This is a genomic window from Microbacterium sp. FW305-3-2-15-F-LB2 (genome assembly GCF_058787255.1).
The window spans coordinates 1,745,255-1,765,069 of record NZ_JBYSZO010000001.1 but is presented as its reverse complement, the minus strand read 5'-3'; the positions used below and the strand labels follow the sequence as shown (position 1 = coordinate 1,765,069).

At 70.5% G+C, this 19,815-nt stretch carries 15 protein-coding genes and 2 tRNA genes; 11 read left to right on the top strand and 6 right to left on the bottom strand.

Going from position 1 to position 19,815, the window contains the following annotated elements:
- Positions 1-9: 9 nt before the first annotated feature.
- From AC3WLZ_RS08540 to AC3WLZ_RS08515, 6 genes are all read left to right on the top strand, one after another.
- Complete coding sequence (locus AC3WLZ_RS08540; protein ID WP_412924557.1) at positions 10-702, top strand: DsbA family oxidoreductase; 693 nt, start codon at positions 10-12, stop codon at positions 700-702.
- A 70-nt stretch (positions 703-772) separates the two neighbouring features.
- A complete protein-coding gene (gene dusB, locus AC3WLZ_RS08535; RefSeq protein WP_492469739.1) occupies positions 773-1,939 on the top strand; it encodes a tRNA dihydrouridine synthase DusB in 1,167 nt (388 codons plus the stop codon).
- Positions 1,911-3,263 (top strand): deoxyguanosinetriphosphate triphosphohydrolase, encoded by a 1,353-nt coding sequence (locus tag AC3WLZ_RS08530; RefSeq protein ID WP_492469738.1) that lies wholly within the window; start codon positions 1,911-1,913, stop codon positions 3,261-3,263. Before dusB ends, AC3WLZ_RS08530 begins: the two co-directional genes overlap by 29 nt.
- On the top strand, positions 3,263-5,113 hold the full coding sequence (gene dnaG / locus AC3WLZ_RS08525; RefSeq protein WP_492469737.1) for a DNA primase: 1,851 nt from the start codon (positions 3,263-3,265) through the stop codon (positions 5,111-5,113). Before AC3WLZ_RS08530 ends, dnaG begins: the two co-directional genes overlap by 1 nt.
- A gap of 45 nt (positions 5,114-5,158) precedes the next feature.
- Positions 5,159-5,932: an ATP-binding cassette domain-containing protein gene (locus tag AC3WLZ_RS08520; RefSeq protein WP_412924553.1), complete on the top strand. Its 774-nt coding sequence runs from the start codon at positions 5,159-5,161 to the stop codon at positions 5,930-5,932.
- 62 nt (positions 5,933-5,994) lie between these two features.
- Positions 5,995-6,067: transfer RNA gene (locus tag AC3WLZ_RS08515), tRNA-Asn, on the top strand.
- A gap of 168 nt (positions 6,068-6,235) precedes the next feature.
- On the opposite strand, the gene AC3WLZ_RS08510 is transcribed toward AC3WLZ_RS08515, so the two are convergent.
- Positions 6,236-7,048: a sugar-binding protein gene (locus tag AC3WLZ_RS08510; RefSeq protein WP_492469736.1), complete on the bottom strand. Its 813-nt coding sequence runs from the start codon at positions 7,046-7,048 to the stop codon at positions 6,236-6,238.
- A 68-nt stretch (positions 7,049-7,116) separates the two neighbouring features.
- Here AC3WLZ_RS08510 and AC3WLZ_RS08505 point away from each other — a divergent pair, with 68 nt between their 5' ends.
- Positions 7,117-8,199: an IS110 family RNA-guided transposase gene (locus AC3WLZ_RS08505; RefSeq protein ID WP_492469184.1), complete on the top strand. Its 1,083-nt coding sequence runs from the start codon at positions 7,117-7,119 to the stop codon at positions 8,197-8,199.
- A gap of 287 nt (positions 8,200-8,486) precedes the next feature.
- Here the strand turns inward: AC3WLZ_RS08505 and AC3WLZ_RS08500 are convergent, their stop codons facing one another.
- On the bottom strand, positions 8,487-11,810 hold the full coding sequence (locus AC3WLZ_RS08500) for an endo-1,4-beta-xylanase (RefSeq protein WP_492469735.1): 3,324 nt from the start codon (positions 11,808-11,810) through the stop codon (positions 8,487-8,489).
- Positions 11,811-11,956: 146 nt separating this feature from the next.
- The gene (locus AC3WLZ_RS08495) at positions 11,957-12,979 is read right to left on the bottom strand and encodes a LacI family DNA-binding transcriptional regulator (protein WP_492469734.1); all 1,023 of its coding nucleotides are present in this window, start codon (positions 12,977-12,979) and stop codon (positions 11,957-11,959) included.
- A gap of 122 nt (positions 12,980-13,101) precedes the next feature.
- Between AC3WLZ_RS08495 and glsA the strand changes: the two genes are divergently transcribed.
- Complete coding sequence (gene glsA / locus AC3WLZ_RS08490; protein WP_492469733.1) at positions 13,102-14,070, top strand: glutaminase A; 969 nt, start codon at positions 13,102-13,104, stop codon at positions 14,068-14,070.
- Between the two features lie 113 nt (positions 14,071-14,183).
- Complete coding sequence (locus AC3WLZ_RS08485) at positions 14,184-16,583, top strand: acyltransferase family protein (RefSeq protein ID WP_492469732.1); 2,400 nt, start codon at positions 14,184-14,186, stop codon at positions 16,581-16,583.
- Positions 16,584-16,589: 6 nt separating this feature from the next.
- Here AC3WLZ_RS08485 and def read toward each other — a convergent pair whose 3' ends face one another.
- Complete coding sequence (gene def, locus AC3WLZ_RS08480) at positions 16,590-17,156, bottom strand: peptide deformylase (RefSeq protein WP_412924548.1); 567 nt, start codon at positions 17,154-17,156, stop codon at positions 16,590-16,592.
- Positions 17,157-17,197: 41 nt separating this feature from the next.
- Between def and AC3WLZ_RS08475 the strand changes: the two genes are divergently transcribed.
- Both AC3WLZ_RS08475 and AC3WLZ_RS08470 read left to right on the top strand, forming a co-directional pair.
- The gene (locus AC3WLZ_RS08475) at positions 17,198-18,160 is read left to right on the top strand and encodes a DMT family transporter (protein WP_412924547.1); all 963 of its coding nucleotides are present in this window, start codon (positions 17,198-17,200) and stop codon (positions 18,158-18,160) included.
- 165 nt (positions 18,161-18,325) lie between these two features.
- Positions 18,326-18,399 (top strand) — tRNA-Ile (locus AC3WLZ_RS08470).
- Positions 18,400-18,485: 86 nt separating this feature from the next.
- Here AC3WLZ_RS08470 and hxlA read toward each other — a convergent pair.
- Both hxlA and hxlB read right to left on the bottom strand, forming a co-directional pair.
- On the bottom strand, positions 18,486-19,115 hold the full coding sequence (gene hxlA / locus AC3WLZ_RS08465) for a 3-hexulose-6-phosphate synthase (protein WP_412924546.1): 630 nt from the start codon (positions 19,113-19,115) through the stop codon (positions 18,486-18,488).
- Between the two features lie 47 nt (positions 19,116-19,162).
- Positions 19,163-19,735 carry a 6-phospho-3-hexuloisomerase gene (gene hxlB, locus AC3WLZ_RS08460; protein WP_492469731.1) on the bottom strand — a complete coding sequence of 191 codons (573 nt, stop codon included), beginning with the start codon at positions 19,733-19,735 and terminating at the stop codon, positions 19,163-19,165.
- Positions 19,736-19,815: the final 80 nt, after the last annotated feature.

Genomic DNA, 19,815 nt, shown 5'->3' with positions numbered 1-19,815 from the left:
TCTCACGACATGACGGATGCCATCAAGATCGACGTGTGGAGCGACATCGCCTGCCCCTGGTGCTTCATCGGGAAGCGCAACCTCGAGAACGGCCTCGCCGCCACCGCCGATGACGACGACGCGCCCGTCGTCGAGATCGAGTACCACTCGTTCGAACTCTCGCCCGACACCCCCGTCGACTTCGTCGGCGGCGAGGTGGACTACCTGTCGCAGCACAAGGGCATCTCGCCCTCGCAGGCGCGGGAGATGCTCGACCGCGTGACCGGTGTCGCCGCGGAGGCGGGTCTCGAGTACCGCTTCGACATCCTGCAGCACACCAACACCGTGAAGGCGCACGAGCTACTCCACTTCGCCAAGGAGCAGGGTCGCCAGCTCGACCTGTCCGAGCGCCTCATGGCGGCGTACTTCCTCGAGGGCAAGCACGTCGGCCGCGACGACGACCTCATCGAGCTCGCGGTCGAGATCGGCCTGGACGCCGAGCTCGCCCGTGAGGCGCTCACGTCCGGTCGCTTCCGCGACGCGGTGCGCGCCGACCAGGCACAGGCGCAGGCCTACGGCATCAGCGGCGTGCCGTTCTTCGTGATCGACGGCAAGTACGGCGTCAGCGGCGCGCAGCCGGTCGAGGCCTTCACGCAGATCGCCCGTCAGGTGTGGGGCGAGCGTCGCGCGGCGGCCAGCGAGCCGGAGACCGCGCAGGCGTGACCCCTCCTCCCCAGACCGCCCCGCGCCCGCCGCGACACCGCACGGGCGCGGGGTCTGGGAGAATGGAACGATGACCACGGCATTGGCCCCGGCGCGTGCGCTGCGCATCGGCCCCATCGAACTCGACGCGCCCGTCGTGCTCGCGCCCATGGCCGGCATCACCAATACGGCGTTCCGGCGACTGTGCCGCGAGTACGGCGCCGGGCTCTATGTCAGCGAGATGATCACGACGCGTGCGCTCGTCGAACGCAACGACACGACGATGCGCTTGATCCGCCACCACGAGTCGGAGACGCCCCGCTCGATCCAGCTGTACGGCGTCGACCCGGCGACCGTCGAGGCCGCCGTGCAGATGATCGTCGCGGAAGACCACGCCGACCACATCGACCTCAATTTCGGCTGCCCCGTGCCGAAGGTGACGCGGCGCGGCGGCGGGGCCGCGCTGCCGTGGAAGCTCACTCTCTTCCGCGAGATCGTCGAGCGCGCGGTGCGCGCCGCGGGTGACCTCCCACTCACGATCAAGATGCGCAAGGGCATCGACGCCGACCATCTCACCTACCTCGAGGCCGGCCGCATCGCGGAGGGTGCGGGTGTCGCCTCGATCGCGCTGCACGCGCGCACGGCATCCGAGTTCTACTCCGGGACCGCCGACTGGAGCGCGATCACGAAGCTCAAAGAGACGGTCACGAGCGTTCCGGTCCTCGGCAACGGCGACATCTGGTCGGCGTCGGATGCGGTCCGCATGATGGACGAGACCGGCTGCGACGGCGTCGTGGTCGGCCGCGGCTGCCTCGGCCGCCCGTGGCTGTTCGGAGACCTGGCGCGCGCTCTCGGCCGCCCCGGTGCCGCGTCGGGTGAACCCGTCGATGCGACGCTCGGATTCGTCGCGCGCGCGTTCCGTCGGCACGCGGAGTTGCTGGTCGAGTTCTTCGAGGACGAGGGTCGCGGATGCCGTGACATCCGCAAGCACGTCGCCTGGTACTTCAAGGGGTACCCGGTCGGCGGCGAGCTGCGCGCCAGCCTCGCCACCGCCTCGACTCTGGAAGAGATCGACGACCTGCTCTCCACGATGGACCTCGACGCACCCTACCCCGGCGAGGCCGCCGAGGGCCAGCGAGGTCGCGCCGGCACGCCCAAGCGCCCGGCCCTGCCCGACGGCTGGCTCGACTCCCGCGAGATCGGCGACGCCGCGGGCCTTGCCCTCGCAGATGCGGAGCTCCACCACAGTGGCGGGTGAAACCGCGTCGGGCCTCGCTCGACCCTCCGGGTACGACGACGTCGACGCCGCCCGGTTCTACGAAGAGCAGCACCGTTCGCTGCGCGACGACTTCGCGCGCGATCGTGCCCGCGTGCTGCACTCGGCGGCGCTGCGTCGCCTCGCCGCCAAGACCCAGGTGCTGAGCCCCGCGAGCCCCGCCGACTTCGCGCGCAACCGCCTGACTCACTCGCTCGAGGTCGCGCAGGTCGGTCGCGAGCTCGCCACGGCGCTCGAGCTCTCGCCCGATGTCGTCGACACCGCATGCCTGAGCCACGACCTCGGCCATCCGCCCTTCGGCCACAACGGCGAACGGGCGCTCAACGAGTGGGCCGAGGACATCGGCGGCTTCGAGGGCAATGCCCAGACGCTCCGCATCCTCACGCGCCTCGAGCCGAAGGTCATCAGCCCCGACGGCCACTCCTTCGGTCTCAACCTCACGCGGGCGAGCCTGGATGCCACGTGCAAGTACCCCTGGACGGCGGACGCGCCGCTTCCCGACCCGGGCGGCCGGCTGAAGTTCGGCGTCTACCCGGACGACGAACCCGTCTTCCACTGGATGCGCGGGGGCGCCCCCGGCCGCGTGCGGTGCATCGAGGCCGAGGTCATGGACCTCTCCGACGACATCGCCTACTCCGTGCACGACTTCGAGGACGCGGTCGTCAATCGATACATCGACCCCGCCGCCCTGGCATCCCCGGCGGGCTACGAGTCGCTCCTCACCGCGATCCAGACGTGGGTCGGCTACGACTTCTCGCGCGACGAACTCGCCGATGCCCTGTACCGCCTGATGCGGTTGCCCGAGTGGATCGACGCGTTCGACGGCTCGCGCGCCGCGCTCGCCCGGCTGAAGAACCTGACCTCCGACCTCATCGGACGTTTCGCACGCGCCGCCACGACGGCGACCCGCGACGCGTACGCCGTCCGCGATCTCACGCGGTATCGCGCGCATGTCGTCGTCCCGCGCGTCGTCGAGGCCGAGATGGCCGTCCTCAAGGGCATCATCGGCGCGACCGTCGTGTCGATCGACGGCCGCAAGGCGCTCTACCGTGAGCAGCGCCGCGTGCTGAAGCGACTGGCATCCGCCCTGTGGGAGAACCCGGGGTCTCTCGACACCCTGCACGGACCCGACTTCGAGAACGCCCCCGACGACGTCGCCCGTCGACGCGTCGTCGTCGACCAGGTCGCGAGCCTCACGGACCAGCTCGCGATCGCCTGGTACGGGCGTCTCGTGGGCGATGTCGATGCCGCCGAGCTCGGCGTCTGGGCGCCCGGCGCCCGACCGCCGCGGGGAGCGGATGCCTGATGGCGGGGCGCATCCGGCAGGCCGACATCGACGAGGTCAAGGCGCGGGTCAACATCGCCGACGTCGTCGGTGAGCGCGTCGCGCTGAAGCCCGCCGGCGTCGGCTCGATGAAGGGGCTGTGTCCTTTCCACGACGAGCGCAGCCCGAGCTTCCATGTGCGCCCGCAGGTCGGCTACTACCACTGCTTCGGGTGCGGCGAATCCGGCGACGTCTATTCGTTCCTCCGCGCCATGGACCACGTGTCCTTCACCGAGGCGGTCGAGCGGATGGCCGCACGCGTCGGATACACGCTCCACTACGAAGACGGCGGAGCCGCACCCGAGACGACGGGGCGATCACGCCTCTACGCCGCCAACGCGGCCGCGGCCGAGTACTACCGCGCGCAGTTGATGTCGCCCGAGGCCGACACGGCTCGCCGTTTCCTCGGCGACCGCGGATTCGACGCGGGAGCCGCCGCACACTTCGGCGTGGGTTATGCGCCGAAGGGCTGGTCCTCGCTCATGGACCACTTGCTCGCCCAGAAGTTCTCGCGCGACGAGCTCGTGCAGGCAGGGCTGGTGTCGAAGGGGCAGCGCGGCGTCTACGACCGCTTCCGCGGGCGCGTCGTCTGGCCGATCCGCGACGTCACCGGGCAGGTGATCGGGTTCGGCGCCCGGAAGCTGTACGACGACGATCAAGGACCGAAGTACCTCAACACCCCCGAGACGCCGATCTACAAGAAGGCGCAGGTGCTCTACGGCCTCGATCTGGCCAAGCGCGACATCTCACGCGAGCACCGGGTCGTCGTCGTCGAGGGTTATACCGACGTCATGGCCTGCCACCTCGCCGGCATCACGACCGCGATCGCGTCGTGCGGCACCGCGTTCGGCAGCGACCACATCACGGTGCTGCGGCGCGTGATGGGCGACGACAGTGCCTCGGGAGAGGTGGTCTTCACCTTCGACCCGGATGCCGCGGGCCAGAAGGCGGCGCTCCGCGCCTTCGCCGAAGAGAAGCGTTTCGCCGCCCAGACGTACGTGGCCGTCGCCCCTGGGGGCCTCGATCCGTGCGATCTGCGGCTCCAGCGCGGCGACGGCGCGGTGCGCGCGCTGATGGACAACAAAGCACCGATGTTCGAGTTCGTCATCGACCAGCGCCTCAAGGATTACGACCTCTCCAGCGTGGAGGGGCGCGCCGGCGCGCTGCGAGCTGCAGCTCCGATCGTGTCCGACATCCGCGACCCCGCCCTTCGCCCCGGGTACGTGCGGGTACTGGCGCGGCGCCTGGGACTCGACATCCCCGAAGTCCAGAGCGCCGTCGAGCGTGCCGCCCGTGGTGCCGACAGAGCCGAGAAGCGCGAGGCGCAGCGCGGAGGAGGCACCGAGGCTCCGGCGCCCGTCGCCGTGTCGGTCACGCTGGCGTCTCTGCCGAACACGCGCGACGTCGCCCTCGAGCGCGGGGCGATGATGGCCTTCCTGCAGTACGGCCACCGGATCGAACCCGACCTGTTCGTCCGCGCGCTGCAGACACCCTTCGGCCACCCCGCCCTCGAAGCGGTGCGCAGCACCCTGGCATCCACCGATCTCTCTCAACCGGGATGGGCCGTCACCGCGGTCGAGGCGGTCCGCGAACCGTTCCGTACGCTCGGCGTCGAACTGCTGACGGCGGATTTCCCGGCGCGGAACGAGGAAGGTGCGGTCGCGGCCGCCAACGACCTCGCGCGGCGCGTCCTCCTGCGCGAGCTCGATCGGCAGAAGGCCGAACTCGTCCGAGGAATCCAGCGCGTGCAGCCGGGTTCCGAAGAGGCGCGCCAGCTGGGTCTGCGGCTTCGCGAGCTGGACGCCGACCGCCAGCGGCTGACCGAGTCCTGAAACGTCGCGGTGGCATCGGCGCCGCCGGTCAGGGAGGATGTTCACATGCCCCGGTCCCTCGACACCGCCGTCGCCGTCCGCGCCGATGACCTCTCGCTCGCCCGAAGCGGCGTCCGCGTCATCGACGGCGTGACCCTCACCCTGGCGGCGGCACACACCCTCGTGGTCATGGGACCGACGGGATCGGGGAAGAGCTCGTTGGCGTCGCTCCTGGCGGGACGGCCCGACGAAGGACTCGCCGTCGTCGGGGGAGACGCCCGCGTTCACGGCATCTCGGCGCGGCATCCCGGGCGCGCCGTTCGCGAGTGGACCTTCCACACCGGATATCTCCCGCAGGGGGCGGGGGCGAACCTGCCGGCGCGTCTCACGGTGTCCGAGGTCATCTCCGAACCGATCACGGCACGCGATCGCCGCGTCAACGCGCGTGCCCTGGCGGTGCGCGTCGCGACCCTGCTCGACGAGATGGAACTGCCGCTCGGGGCCGCACCGAAATACCCCTACGAGCTGAGCGCGGGCATGCGGCAGCGCGTCGCGCTCGCGCGCGCCCTCATCCTCGAGCCGCGCCTCTTCGTCGCCGACGACCTCTACGCCAACCTCGATGTCGAGGTGCGTCAGGCGGTGCGGACGGCGATCGTTCGCCGTCGAGACGAGCGCGGAATGTCCGCCCTCATCGTCACGAACGACTCCGATGCCCCCCGAGACCTGGATGCCGATGTTCTCGTGCTGCGCGCCGGTCATGTCGTCGCCTACGGCCACGGAACCGACGACCTGCAGTGGACGCCGGGCGGCGCGCCCGACCGACGGATTTCGGCCGGCTGATTTTCTCGCGACGCCGCGGTGCTGTTAGTATCGTCTGGTTGCCCGCCGCCAGGTGGGCATGATCCTCGGTAGCTCAATTGGCAGAGCAATCGGCTGTTAACCGATAGGTTCTTGGTTCGAGTCCAAGCCGGGGAGCGAGAGACCCGCGTTGATCTAGCGCGGCTCTCACCTTAGGCCCGGGCTTCCACCCCGGGCCTTTCTTTTCGCCTTTCGCCGGTGAGCTCGACGTCGAGCAGCACGGCGAAAGGGGGCGCCCGCCTGAGCGGTCGCCCCCTTCCGTGTTGCCTGACCCGGGGGGGAAGGTCAGGTGCGCTGCCGTCGCCGATGGATGACGAGCCCCGCGCCGCCGAGCACCATCAGAGCGCCCAGGACGAGGGCACCCAGCGACGTCGCGCCGCCTGTGGTCGCCAGTTCGTCCGCCGACCCGCGGGACGGCGGCACGGGTCCGGATGCCGAGCCGGGGGCCGGAACGGTGCCGGGATCCGTAGCCGGGTCCGTACCGAGGTCCGTGCCGGGGTCGGTTCCCGGGTCGGTGCCCGGATCCGTTCCGGGGTCCGTGCCCGGATCCGTTCCGGGGTCCGTGCCCGGATCCGTTCCGGGGTCCGTGCCGGGATCCGTGACCTCAGCCGCCAGCTCGGCCACACCCCAGCGGGCGGTGCTCTGATACCCGGTGCCGGTGGGATCGGCCCAGGTCTTCACCGAGAACCGCCCGTCGGGGCGACCATCGTTGACCTGGAAGTCGATGCCGTGCACGGTCTCCAGACCGCCCAGAGGCACGTTGCTCTGCCCGCCCGACTGCCCCACCAGATCGATCGCGACCTCGACGCGGTACCCCGTGTCGGTGCGCGCGGTGGCACTCGACGACACCCGCGCCTGCTGGACGGCGGTGTTGCCCGAGCCGAACGACAGCACGTTGTCCGCCGAGATGCGGATCTGGGTGTCGTTCGGACCGTAGGTGCCCGCCTTGGCGTTCCCCAGGTCCAGGAAGAGCTCGACGCTGTCCTGCTGCCACGGATCGCTCCCCGACAGATCGATGACCGGGTCGGTCACGTCGAACAGAGCGTAGAGCGTGTTGCCCTGCCAGACGCTATGAGTGGTTGAGCCTGGGGCCTCCACTCGCGTAGACCGTGGGTTGCGGGCCGGTGTTCCGGCTTGCCGAGCCACATACGTGAGGGAGGCCCCAGTTGATATCTGAGCGTACGAGTGTCGGGCTGGATGTGCACGCGCGAAGCGTGGTCGCAGCCGCGATCGATGAGCGAACCGGGGAGCTCGTGCAGCGACGCATGGGTTCCGACATCGAGGAGATCGTCGCCTGGGTGACGGGTCTTCCGGGGCCGGTCGCTGCGACCTACGAGGCGGGGCCGACCGGATTCGGGTTGGCGCGCGCTCTCACGGCTGCCGGAGCGCGGTGCGTGGTCGCGGCTCCGTCGAAGCTGCAGCGCCCGGTGGGCGACCGGGTGAAGACCGACGCGCGGGATGCGGTGCATCTGGCTCGGCTGCTGCGGTTGGGCGAGGTCGTCGAGGTGGTGGTCCCGAGCATCGAGGCGGAGTCGGCCCGGGATCTGGTGCGGGCTCGGGAGGATGCCCGCGGGGATCTGATGTCCGCCCGTCACCGGGTCAGCAAGCTGCTGCTGCGGCAGGGAATCCAGTACTCGGGCGGGAAGGCATGGACCGTCGCGCACGACGGGTGGCTGCGATCCCAGCGGTTTGAGCTGGTCGGGTTGCAGGCCGCGTTCGACGCTGCCTACGAGGCGATGATCCAGGCCGTCGACCGCCGTGACCGACTCGACGCGGCGATCGCACGCATGGCCGCGGACAGCGAGTTCACCGACGTCGTGAACAGGCTCTGCTGCCTGCGCGGAGTGTCCACGCTGACCGGCTTCGCTCTCGCGGTCGAGATCGGCGACTGGACCCGGCTGGACGGGCACCGCATCGGCGCCTATGTCGGGCTGACCCCGTCAGAGTCCTCCTCCGGCGCGTCTCGCGCACTGGGCGGGATCACCAAGACCGGCAACAGCCACGCCCGTCGCCTGCTGATCGAAGCGGCCTGGCATCACCGCCCCGTCTACCGTCCCACCTCACCGGTCATGCGCGCCCGCTGGGACCGGGCCAGCGCCCAGGCGAGAGCCCGCGGGCATGCCGGCAACCAGCGTCTGCACGACCGGTGGGTCAGGTTCCAGGCGCGCAGGAAGCGCAGCGTCGTCGCCAACGCCGCGATCGCCCGCGAGCTGGCCGGCTGGTGCTGGTCCCTGGCCGTCATGACCTGACCCCGGCCCTGAGCTTCCGGCCGCCGACGGTGGTGACGGCAGCGTCCGGGCGACTCGCGACACGCCCTATGAGCAACCCGCCCAGCAGGCCACGCTCGATCTCTAGACTCGCGTGAACGCCCCGCCGAACAAGCCGTCATGCGGTAACCAACCCGCGCATATCAGAGTGACAACGCGTCGAACACGACACGCGCGTCACCACCCGACACGACCGGAACGAGCGGACGCCGCAGCCGACGGGCACGGCGTCCGCTCACCCCTGCCCCTTGACAAACCCCACTCCCATATCAGAGCGTGCGCACCTCGGCGCTCGCCCCCTCGTCCGACCCCTCCACCGTGCGACCGGTGGTCGCCACCGCGGCGTCGGCGTAAGCGGCATCCACCTGCCCGTCCACTGTCGGCGCCGCGAGCTCCGGCACCTGCAGGAACGAGAGCGGTTCGAGGAAGGAGAGCCGGCCGGTGGCGCCGGGGGAGTTCCACCCTCCGACGACCTCGCCTCCGCGCAGGAGACGCACGTCGAAGTCGGCGCCCTGTCCGGCCTCCACGCCCGAGTGCGGCAGGTGGGCCAGAGTGAAGGTCACCCCGTCGACGACTTCCTGCGCACCCGCGACCGAGCCGGAGACACCCGGGGCGAAGAAGTACTCCTGACCCCCGTAGGTGAAGGCCACCCGATCGGGCGTCGCCGCCGACCGGACGATCACCGCGAGGTGGTCGTCGTTCCAGCGCGCCTGCCACCCGCCCGCATCCGCCGTCAGCGGGTGGAACGGGAGGTTGCGCCATTCCGGCGCGTCCGTGAACCCGGCACCGGGCTGAACGTCGCCCTCGAACACGTTCGCGGTCGTGACCAGCGGCGGGAGTCCCGCGCTGTCGTCGATCGCCCCGTAGTACGCGGGCTTCGGCTGGAGTCCGCCCGTGAACGGCAGCGGCTGCTGTTCGGCGCGCCATGAGCGCGTGTCAGTGAGACCCCACACCGTGGCGGAGAAGATCTTCTCCGCAGCCGGTGCCGCGGCCTGGTACTCCCGCAGGAGGGCGAACACGTCGCGGTAGAAGTAGCCCTGCCGGACCCGGTTGGGGTCGTCGGCGGGGTTGATCGTCACGTCGAGCTCGGTGACCGCCTGCAGGAGACCCAGTCCTTCGAACCGTTCCAGTGCACCGCGCAGCGCCGAGATCGGCGTGTTGATCGAGGTGTGGAACTGGTGGCCCACGCCGTCGATCGGCACATCCGCGTCGAGCAGTCGCCGGACGAGAGCCTCGTACTGTGCGCCCTTGGCGTCGATCTCGGTGTTGTAGTCGTTGATGAAGAGCTTGACCGGACGATCCGTGCCCGGCGCCGCATACTCATCGTTGAACGCCTCGTCCGCGTATCGGAAAGCGAGCCGGATGAACTCCTCTCCCAACACCTGGTACCACCGGCTGGTGCGCAGACCGTCCGGCGTCGCCTGATCCGAGATCACCTCGTTGACCACGTCCCACGCGACGAGCTGGTTCGTGTCGGACCCGTACAGTCCGTAGTCGTCCGCGATGGATGCCGCCACCCGGAAGATGTGCGTCCGCAGACGTTCGCGCAGCTGCTCCTTATCGGCATCCGAAGTCGTGAGCTCACGACCCGCGTCGTCCTGGAAGAACCACGCCGGGGTCTGCGAGTGCCAGACCAGGACGTGCCCGTACAGCCGCAGATCCTCCGCCTGCGCGTAGTCGAGCAGGGCGGTCGCCTCGGGGTTGCGCGCGAACTGCCCCGGACCGGTGTACCAGGCCTCGACCTTCATGTGGTTCTCGGGAGTGATCTGGTCGTAGTGGTGCAGCAGGAGCTGTGACGCAGCACCGGTCGTCTCGCGGGAGTCGATCGCGACGCCCAGGGGGAAGTCCACCGTCTCCTTCAGCCCGGTGAGATCCGTGTCGACCTGCGCGGCCTCCGGGACCGAGATCCGGACCTGATCCACGAGGAATGTCGAGGTGTTGCCGCTGTTGTAGCGAGCCTCGAAGTAGATCTCGGCGTCCGAGTCGTAGGTCGGCACCGTGAACTCGCCGCGCACGGTCGTCCACCCGGTGGCGGTCGCGTTCTCGATCTGGAGCAGGTTCGAGAAGTTCGGCGTGCCGCCGGAGACGGTCCGTGCCGACAGGGTGAGCCCCTGGCCGGTGGTCGATCCGGGCGCGAAGCGCACGGCCGCGCTCACGGCGTAGGTCTCGCCCGGCTCGAGGAGACCCGCGATGTCATGCTGCACGCCGTCACCCTCGTGGGTGCGCTGCCCGACCTGAACCGCCGAGACGGTTTCGTCGGCACCGCCGTCGACGACGGTGATCTCCGGGTCCGACGTGTCCGATCCCGCGCGAGCCGACCAGCCGTCGAGGTCACCGGAATCGAAGTCGGACTCGATGAGGACGTCCCCGGGCTGCGGATCACCCTCGCCACCACCGGGCTGCGCGGCGGGCGCCCCCACCGGAAGGGAGAACGTCCAGCCGTCGGCCAGCCGCTCGGGCACGACCGTGCGCACCGCGGCGAGCGACCCGCTGCGGTCACCTCCGCCGTCGTGCACGAGCACGACCTGGCCGGCCTTGGTCGCGGCACGCAGGTTCGTCGTGAGGGTCGGGACGTCCTGCGTCTCCCAGTCGTTGATCGTGTTGGTCACGGCGAGAGGCTGCATCCCGAGCGACACGGCCGCGGCAGGGGTGTTGCCCCACGAACCGTTCGGCGCGCGGAAGAACGGCACGGGAAAGTCGTCGTCCCCCAACGCCGTCCGGATGAGGGAGAGGTTCTCCGCCATGCGTGCGGACGCCTGCGCCTGCGTCAGCGAGCCCATGTCGTCGTAGGTGGTCGAGTGGTTGCAGAGCACGTGCCCCTCGGCGACGATGCGCCGGAGGATGTCGGCACCACCGGGGGCGGTGATGTTCTGGCCGATGACGCAGAACACCGCCGTGATGTCGTTCTCGGCGAGGAAGTCGAGCAGCGCGGGGGTGGTTCCGGGGTTCGGCCCGTCATCGAAGGTGAGCGCGGCGACGTTCCCGGTCCCCTGCGCGGCGGAGACGGGCGTCGCCGTGGGGTTGACGGCACCGCCCGGTGCGACGTCGGGCGCTTCGCCGCCCCCGGGGGCGGCCTCGGAGGTCACGAGGATGTCGTCGACGTAGTAGGTGAACGCGGGCGTGCCGGCGATGTCGGGGGTGCCGATGTACGCCTGCAGCCCCGAGACGTCACCGGCCTCGGCGGTGTAGCTGCCGGAGATCGTCGTCCACCCCGATGCGGTCACCGTGGTGTTGCCGATCCAGGTGTACGCCGGCTTCATGACCAGGCGGGCGCTCGTGTCGGGGGTGCCGGGAGCCAACCGCACCCGGAGCGAGAAATCGTAGGTGGCGCCGGCCTCGTAGATGCCGGTCGGACTCTGGATGCCGACGTAATCAGCGTCGCGTCCGGCGACCTCGAGCACCTTCCCGCCGTCGAGGTCGATGACGCGCAGGGTGTCATCGGTCCCGCCGCTGCGGGTCCAGGTGCCGGTGGTGCCGTCTTCGAAGTCGACCGAGCTGACGGTGGTCGGGGCGGCGGCCGCGGGGGCGGCACCGCCGAGCATGAGGGCTCCCACGGCGGCGAGGGAGACCAGGGGGGATATGCGTCTGTGCACGAGCGCTCCTTTGCGCGTTTGGTTGTGGCAGACAACATATGCGCGCGGACCACGGTCTCGTATCGCCAGGTTACGCAAACGTTACGAAACCACGGCGAAAGTTCCGTGGGCGCGCTCCCACGGCCTCTCGGACCTTCCGGAGGCGGTCAGCGCGGCGGCGCGGTGCTGCCGCGAACGACGAGATGCGTCGCGAGATCCATGCGGGGGACCACCTCGGGGGCGCTGCGCGTGGCGGCATCCAGGACCATCCGCGTCGCTTCCGCCCCCATCCGCCGCAGCGGTTGATGCACGGTCGTCAGGGCGGGGCTGACCCACCGCGCGGGAGCGATGTCGTCGTACCCGACGACGGAGAGATCGTCGGGGAGTCGCATTCCCCGCTCGCGCGCCGCGTCGTAGACCCCCAGCGCCTGCAGATCGTTCCCGGCGAAGATCGCGGTGGGCGCGTCGTCCATCGACAGGAGCTCGCGCGCGGCGTCGCGCCCGCCCTCGACGTAGAAGGTGCCGAAGCGCACCCATCGCGGGTCGACGTCCAGACCCGCGCTCGCCATCGCGGACCGATACCCGTCCACGCGGGCGAGCGAGCAGAGCATGTCCTTCGGCCCGCTGATCGCTGCGATACGCCGGTGTCCGAGTTCGATGAGATGCCGCGTGGCGGCGAGACCGCCCGACCAGTTCGCCGAACCCACCGAGGGGATGTCCGCCGGCGGGTCGCCCGCGGAGTCCACGATCACGAGGGGGATGCCACGGGTGGCCAGGCGCAACCGCTGACGGCCCACGAGCGCGGAGGCGACCAGGACGATGCCGGCGGGACGACGTCGGAGGGCGCCCTCCAGCCAATCCTCGCCGAGGGAGTGCGCGCCACCGCTCTCTGTGACGACGACCGCGAGTCCCCGCTCTTTCGCGACCTCCTCGACGCCGGCGATGATCTCCATCGACCAACTCGCCTCGAACTCGTGGAAGACGAGTTCGATGAGATCCCCGCGGGGCTTCTCGCCGACGGCACGGCGCGAATAGCCGCGCGCGGTCAGCAATGCCTCGACGCGAGCACGCGTGGCTGCGGAGATGTCGCCGTGGCCGTTGAGCACCTTGGAGATCGTCGCGACGGACACTTCCGCCTCGGCGGCGATGTCGGCGAGACGGACGCGAGACCCTCCGGTTGCGGCGCTCATGCGGCGATTCTACGGCCTGTTCGCGAAAGTTTCGGTGCTTCACACGCCGTCCGCGCGCCGTTCCGAGAGTCGCACGCTCGCCCGTTCCCGTCGCACATCGCGGAGCCACAAGGGGCCGGACGGTGTCCGATGCGACCGATCACTGGGAGGGTGGGGGAGTGAACCCGCCCTCGGACCCCCGCCGGTACGACCTCGAAGCGCTGCGCGCACGTGTGCGCGACGAACGCGGCGGGAGGGTGGACGACAGCATCCCGCAGCTGGCCGAGGCCGATCCGGACCTGGTCGCCATCGCGCTCGTGCTGCCCGACGGCACGGCGCGGACGAGCACCGGCTGCGATGTGACGTTCAGTCTCCAGTCGGCGGTCAAACCGTTCCTCTTCGCCCTTGCGCTCCTCGACACCGACGGCGAGGCGCTGGACCGCGTCGGCATCGAACCGACCGGCGAGGCCTTCGACGCGCTGAAGCTCGAGAGCGACACCGGGCGTCCGCCGAACCCGATGGTGAACGCCGGTGCGCTGCTGACGGCCTCTCTCGTCGACGGCTCGGACGCGGAGGCGCGAGCCGACCGCATCGCCCGGGGGCTCTCCGCCTTCGCCGGACGGACCCTTGACGTCGACGATGACGTCGCCCACAACGAGCACCTGCTCGGCGATCGCAATCACGCGCTCGCCCACCTCATGCGGGCCGAGGGCACACTCACGCCGAGCGCCGACGACGCGGTCGCCGTGTACGCCCGCGCGTGCGCGACCCTCGTCGACACAGAAACCCTCGCGGTCATGGGCGCCACGCTCGCCTTCGGTGGGTTCAACCCGCGCACGGGCGAGCGCGTCGTCCCGCGTCGTGTGGCTCGTGACGTCGTTTCCGTGATGGCGACGTGCGGCGTCTACGACGGATCGGGTCGGTGGATGCGAGCGGTCGGCATCCCGGCGAAATCGAGCGTGTCCGGCGCGATCGTCCTGTCGGCCCCGGGACGACTCGGCGCCGCGACCGTGAGCCCGCCGCTCGATGAGCAGGGCACGAGCGTCCGCGGGCGCATCATGAGCGAGGCGCTGAGTGACGACCTCGCCATCCACAGCTTCGAGGTCGGCTGAGCGGCGACTCCCGCACGACACGCGCTCTTCCGACGATCCCGAAGGGCACACTGGGAGCGGTTCCATTAAGCTCTCTGCGGTCGTCTTGCGCGACCCGAGAGGAAGCCCCGCCCGTGCCCGTCGTTCCCCGCCGTACCCGCCTCGACCTCCAGGGGCTTCGGGCGTTGGCCGTTCTCGGCGTCGTGGCGAGCCATCTCACGGGATGGCCGACCGGCGGTTTCGCGGGGGTCGACGTGTTCTTCGTCGTGTCGGGGTTCCTCGTCACCGGCATCCTGCTCCGTGATCTCGCGGCCACCGGGACGATCGATCTGCGCGCCTTCTTCGCTCGACGCATCCGGCGGCTGCTCCCGGCCGCACTGCTCGTGCTGTCGACCGTCGTGGCACTGGGGTTCGCCCTCTTCCACCAGACCCGCGCGGAACAGACGCTCGGTGACGCCCTGTCCGCGCTGGGGCTCGTGTCGAACTGGCGGTTCGGTCTCCAGGGGCGCGACTACTTCTCCTCCACCGACGTCTCGCCGCTGCAGCATTTCTGGTCGCTGTCCATCGAAGAGCAGTTCTCGCTCGTGTGGCCGCTGCTGCTCCTCGTCGTGATCGCGCTGCTCCCGCGCACCTCCCGCCGGGGCGTCGGGGGGCGTTGGCTCGTCGGCGGGGTGGCGATCGTCCTCGTCGCCGCCTCCGCCGTCGCCGCTGTGCAGTTGACCGCGAGCGACCCGACCGGCGCGTACTTCTCGACCCTCGCCCGCGTGGGGGAGCTCGGCGTCGGAGCCGTCCTCGCCGCGCTCGCGCCCGTCCTGGGACGGATGCCGGCGGCATTACGTGTCCTGCTCGCCTGGGCCGGCGTCGGCGCGGTCGTCGCCGCGTTCGTCGTCATCGACCCCACGTCGCCGTTCCCGGCACCGTGGGCTGCCCTGCCGGTGACGGGCGCCGCCCTGGTCGTCGCCGCCGGTATCGGGGGAGACCCGCGCCATCGGCATCTCTTCCCGTTGACGAACCCCCTCAGCGTGGCCGTCGGCAACGTCTCGTACTCGCTCTACCTCTGGCACCTCCCCGTGATCGTGTTCGCGGGCGTCCTTCTGCCCGCCGGACCCGCGTGGATGCCGATCGTGCTCCTCGCCACGGTCGTGCTGACGGTCGCCACCTACCTGGGCCTCGAGCAGCCCATCCACCGGTCGCCGTGGCTCGAGCGCCATCGCCCCGCCGCGGAGGAGAACCCGGCCGCTTCCGAACCCGTCTCTGTCGCGCCGGAGCCGGCACCGGTCGCTCGGCCGGCGGCGCTGGCATCCCGACCTGCCGGATGGGTGCCCGGCCAGCGCTACTACCCGGGCGCGCGTCCACGGCCGGCGGAGGACGTGACCCCGGCACTGCCGGAGCCGGAACACGTGACCTCGGCGCTGCCAGAGCCCGCGCCGGTCCCCGCCGCCGCGCTCGACCACGCGAGCGCCACCGCGCCCGATCCGCAGCCCGAGCCCGCCGCCGAGACGGCTCCGCCTTCGCGTCCGCTCACCTGGGCCGCGTGGCGCGAGCGCTTCTCGGCCCGCATCGGGCTGGCCGCCGCCGTGCTCACCATCGGGGCGGGAGCAACGGTGCTGTCCGTCTTCGTGACCTACGGTGCGCCGGTCCTGCAGCTGCCCGGCATCACAACCGTCGCCGCGCCCGACCCGGCCGAAGTCGCCGACGCGCTGCCCACGCTGCAGGCGCAGCTCGCCGCGGCCGTGAGCGCCGACGCCTGGCCGGAACTGCATCCAGGACTCGACGAGGTCATCCGCGAGTCGTCCTCCGACAACCGTGCCCACGACTGCTTCACGCCGGATGCCACGCCCGACCCCGGACGCTGCACGTTCGGCGACCCGTCGGCATCCCACCATCTCTATCTCGTCGGTGACTCCAGTGCGATGGCGTACGCGCCGACGATCGCGACCCTCGCCGAGCAGAGCGGGGGAGCGTGGCGCGCGACGACGGTCGGAATGTACGGATGCCGCTTCACCGACGTCATGATCGAGACCCGTGATCCGGCGGTCGCAGCCAACTGCGCGGCGCGCAAGGAGCAGGTGCGGGCGATGGTCGCGGCCGACCCCGCCGATCTCGTGATCGTGTCCAACGCGTTCACGCTCGGGACGGCGGTGGGCGGAGCGTCGCTCGACGCCGCGCAACTGGCCACGGCGACGTTCGCCGAGGTCGGGGCCTGGGCACCACCCGGCCGCACGGTCTTCCTGTCACCGCCGCCCCACGGCGCCGACCTCGACCGGTGCTATTCCCCCGTGACCGGGCCGTCCGCGTGCCTCGCCGCCGTGGACGACGTGTGGACCCAGATGGAGTCGGCCACCGAGGCCGAAGCCGCGGCCACGGGGAACAACGCGATCAGCGCGCTGCCGTTCACGTGCTGGCAGAACGTCTGCCCGGCTTTCGCCGGAGACACCCCCGTGCGGTACGACGAGACGCATCTGACGCCGGCGTTCGCCGAGCGTCTCGCGCCCATCCTTCAGCAGGAGCTGCAGGCACGCGGACTGTACTGAAGCCCGTCACGCGTCGATGTCGTCGACGCCCGGCATCCAGGATGCGCCGGGCTTCCCCCACTTGCGCTTCTTCGCGATCTTCGCGACGGCGCGGCTGTCTTCCTCGTCCAGACGGTCGACGTACAACACGCCGTCGAGGTGATCGAACTCGTGCTGCAGGATGCGAGCACGCCACCCCGAGACCTCGATGCGCACCGGCGCTCCGTCGAGGTCGACGCCGGTCAGCAGCGCCGCATCGGATCGACGCAGCGGGAACCGCTCGCCGGGGAACGACAGGCATCCTTCCGACTCCTCATCGGGGTCGGGGTAGCCCGGTTCGAGCGGACGGATCCACAGCTCGGGGTTGATGACGACACCGCGCCACGGCTCGCCCTCGTCGTCCTCGTACGAGTACGTGAAGATCCGCAGGCCAACGCCGACCTGGGGGGCGGCAAGGCCCACGCCGGGAGCGGCATCCATCGTCTCGAACATGTCGGCGACGAGGGTGCGGATGTCGTCGGTGATCTCGTCGACAGGGGAAGCGGGGGCGTGCAGCACGGGATCGCCCATGATGCGGATAGCGAGAACGGCCACGTCACCAGCCTATGCGGCGATGCGGCGGCTATCGTCGGAGGGTGATTCCGCTCGATGTCTCCCTCACCGACGGTATCGATCAGCTCGTCGGCGTCTTCCGCGATCCCCGCATTCTGCTCGGTATCCCGTTGGCGCTGCTGGGCGCGGTTTTCATGTCGTTCGGCGCGCAGTATCAGCACCGGGGCGTGCAGAAGGTGGAGCGCCTGTCCGGCAAGACGACGGGCGGACTGTCGCGTTCGCAGATGACGTCGCTGCTCACGCGCCCGTCGTGGGTCGCCGGCACGGTCATGCTCGGTCTCGCGATCGTGTGTCAGCTCGCTGCGCTGTCCGTCGCGCCGCTCATCCTCGTGCAGCCCCTGGGCGCGATCGCGCTCGTGATCACGACGATCCTCAACGCCCGCGTCACCCACCACAAACCCACGCGGCAGTCGCTCATCGCGATCGCCGCCTGTGTCGGCGGCATCTTCATCTTCGTCACGATCGCGGCGTTCTTCGCCACCGAGCACGTCGTCACCTCGCGCGAGCTGTTGATCATCCTCGGCATCCTGGCCGTGGTCGTCGTCGTGTTCGGGGTGTTCTGGTTCCTCGTGCGGCGTCGCGCGCAGGCGCTGTTCTACATCATGGCCGCGGGCGTGATCTACGGTTTCGTCGCCACGTTGGCGAAGGTCATCATCAGCCGCATCCAGGCCGGAAACTTCGAGTGGCTGACGTTGCTGTGCGTCGTGGCGCTGCTGGCCGCGGTCGCCGTGGGGGCCTACTTCGTGCAGACCGCGTACTCGGTCGGTCCGCCCGACCTCGTGATCGCCGGCCTCACCGTGATCGACCCGATCGTCGCCGTGCTCATCGGCCTTTCGGTGCTCGGTGAGGCGTCGACGGCCCCCGCGTGGGCGCTGATCGGCTTCGTCATCGCCGGCGCGATCGCCACGTGGGGCGTCATCCAGCTGACCCGCCACCACCCGCAGCTGACGGCCGACGGCAAGCCGAAGAAGCCGCGCGTCCACTGACCCGGGTCCGTCCCGCGCTCACGCTCGGTCGAAGGCACACGTTCGGGTCGAGAGCACACGTTGGGGACGGCCCGGGCGTGCGCTTTCGGCCGGATCGTGTGTCCTCGGCGCTCGAAGCACGGCCGCACGGCCGGGGAGGGATGCCGGTAGGCTCGGGAACCGCGAGGGGCGGTGGCCAAGCTGGTCAAGGCAGCGGGCTCATAACCCGACGATCGTGGGTTCAAGTCCCACCCGCCCTACTCCCGCGGCCCAGCCGCAGAGGCCCGAACGAGCGACGGGGGCCCGGTACCTTTCGGCGCCGAGCCCCCGTTTCGGTTCGAACGGATCAAGCCGCGGTGATCGCGGCGCGGATCTCGGCGGCCGCGGCGGCGACGTCGTCCGCGCTGTAGATCGCGCTGCCGGCGACGGCGATCCGGGCGCCGGACTCCTGCACGGCGCGCACGGTGCCGGCGGTGATGCCTCCGGCGACCGAGAACGCGACACCGGATGCCTCGCCGTCGCGCAGCAGCGTCTCGAACGTGAAGCCGTCCTCGGCCTGCTCGTCGAGGCCCGCGTGCATCTCGACGAACTCGACGCCGAGCGCGGTCACTTCCTTCGCACGGGCGGCCTTGTCGGGCACCCCGATGAGGTCGACGACGACGCCCTTGCCGTGCGCCTTCGCGGCCTTCACGGCACCGGCGATCGTGCTGTCACCGGCGACGCCGAGCACGGTCACCAGGTCGGCTCCGGCCTGGAAGGCCATGTCTGCCTCGAGCTCGCCGGCATCCATCGTCTTGAGATCGGCGAAGACGATCTTGTCGGGGTGAGCCTGCTTGACCGCGGTGATCGCGGAGAGGCCGGCGCTCTTGATCAGCGGGGTGCCGAGCTCGAGGACGTCGACGTACGGCGCGGCCTTGCCCGCAAGGTCGAGCGCGTGCTCGGTGGTCAGGGTGTCCATGGCGAATTGGAGCTGCATGGGGGATGTCCTTTCGGTGGGGTGTGCCGCCGGGTGTCCGGCGCGGGTCATTCGAGATTCGCGTGGCGGGGCCACAGGTCGTCGGCGGATCGACCGCTGCGCTGCCACAGGGCATGGAAGACGGCGTCGCCGAGGAGCGCGACCGCCTGCTCGAAGAGGCTTCCGGCGTACTGGACGGATGCCGTTCCGGACCGATCCGTCTTCGTCGCCGCCGGGATGACGACGGTGGTGTCCGCGAGGTCGGACAACGGCGACGAATCGGTGGTCGACACGGCGAGCACGCGCGCTCCGGCGTCGGCCGCGGTCCGCGCTGCCTGCACGATGCCCCCGGTCGTGCCCGAGCCACTCGCCACGAGGAGGAGGTCACCGCGGCGGATCGCCGGGGTCGTGACCTCGCCGACGACGTGCACCGTGAGTCCCAGGTGCATGAGGCGCATGGCCGTCGAACGCAGTGCCAACCCGGATCGGCCGGCGCCGTGCACGAACACCCGGTCGGCATCGCTCAGGAGCAGGAGCGCGCTCTCGAACGGCGCAGGATCGGCGTGGCGGAGAGCGGACACGACGTCCTGCAGTTCGCTGCCGATCGTGCCGAGGGCGTCCGCGATCGTGGTGGGGGGCATGGCTCGATGCTCGTCGTGATCCGCGACATCCGCTGCTGCCCGGCCAGGCGGCATCCCCATCCGATCGGGTGGGACCGCTC

Bases quoted from the DNA above. Each gene is read 5' to 3' on its own strand.
- hxlA (WP_412924546.1), bottom strand. From the start codon at position 19,115: ATGCAGCTCCAATTCGCCATGGACACCCTGACCACCGAGCACGCGCTC.
- AC3WLZ_RS08530 (WP_492469738.1), top strand. From the start codon at position 1,911: ATGCGGAGCTCCACCACAGTGGCGGGTGAAACCGCGTCGGGCCTCGCT.
- AC3WLZ_RS08540 (WP_412924557.1), top strand. From the start codon at position 10: ATGACGGATGCCATCAAGATCGACGTGTGGAGCGACATCGCCTGCCCC.
- dnaG (WP_492469737.1), top strand. From the start codon at position 3,263: ATGGCGGGGCGCATCCGGCAGGCCGACATCGACGAGGTCAAGGCGCGG.
- hxlB (WP_492469731.1), bottom strand. From the start codon at position 19,735: ATGCCCCCCACCACGATCGCGGACGCCCTCGGCACGATCGGCAGCGAA.
- AC3WLZ_RS08520 (WP_412924553.1), top strand. From the start codon at position 5,159: ATGCCCCGGTCCCTCGACACCGCCGTCGCCGTCCGCGCCGATGACCTC.
- AC3WLZ_RS08495 (WP_492469734.1), bottom strand. From the start codon at position 12,979: ATGAGCGCCGCAACCGGAGGGTCTCGCGTCCGTCTCGCCGACATCGCC.
- dusB (WP_492469739.1), top strand. From the start codon at position 773: ATGACCACGGCATTGGCCCCGGCGCGTGCGCTGCGCATCGGCCCCATC.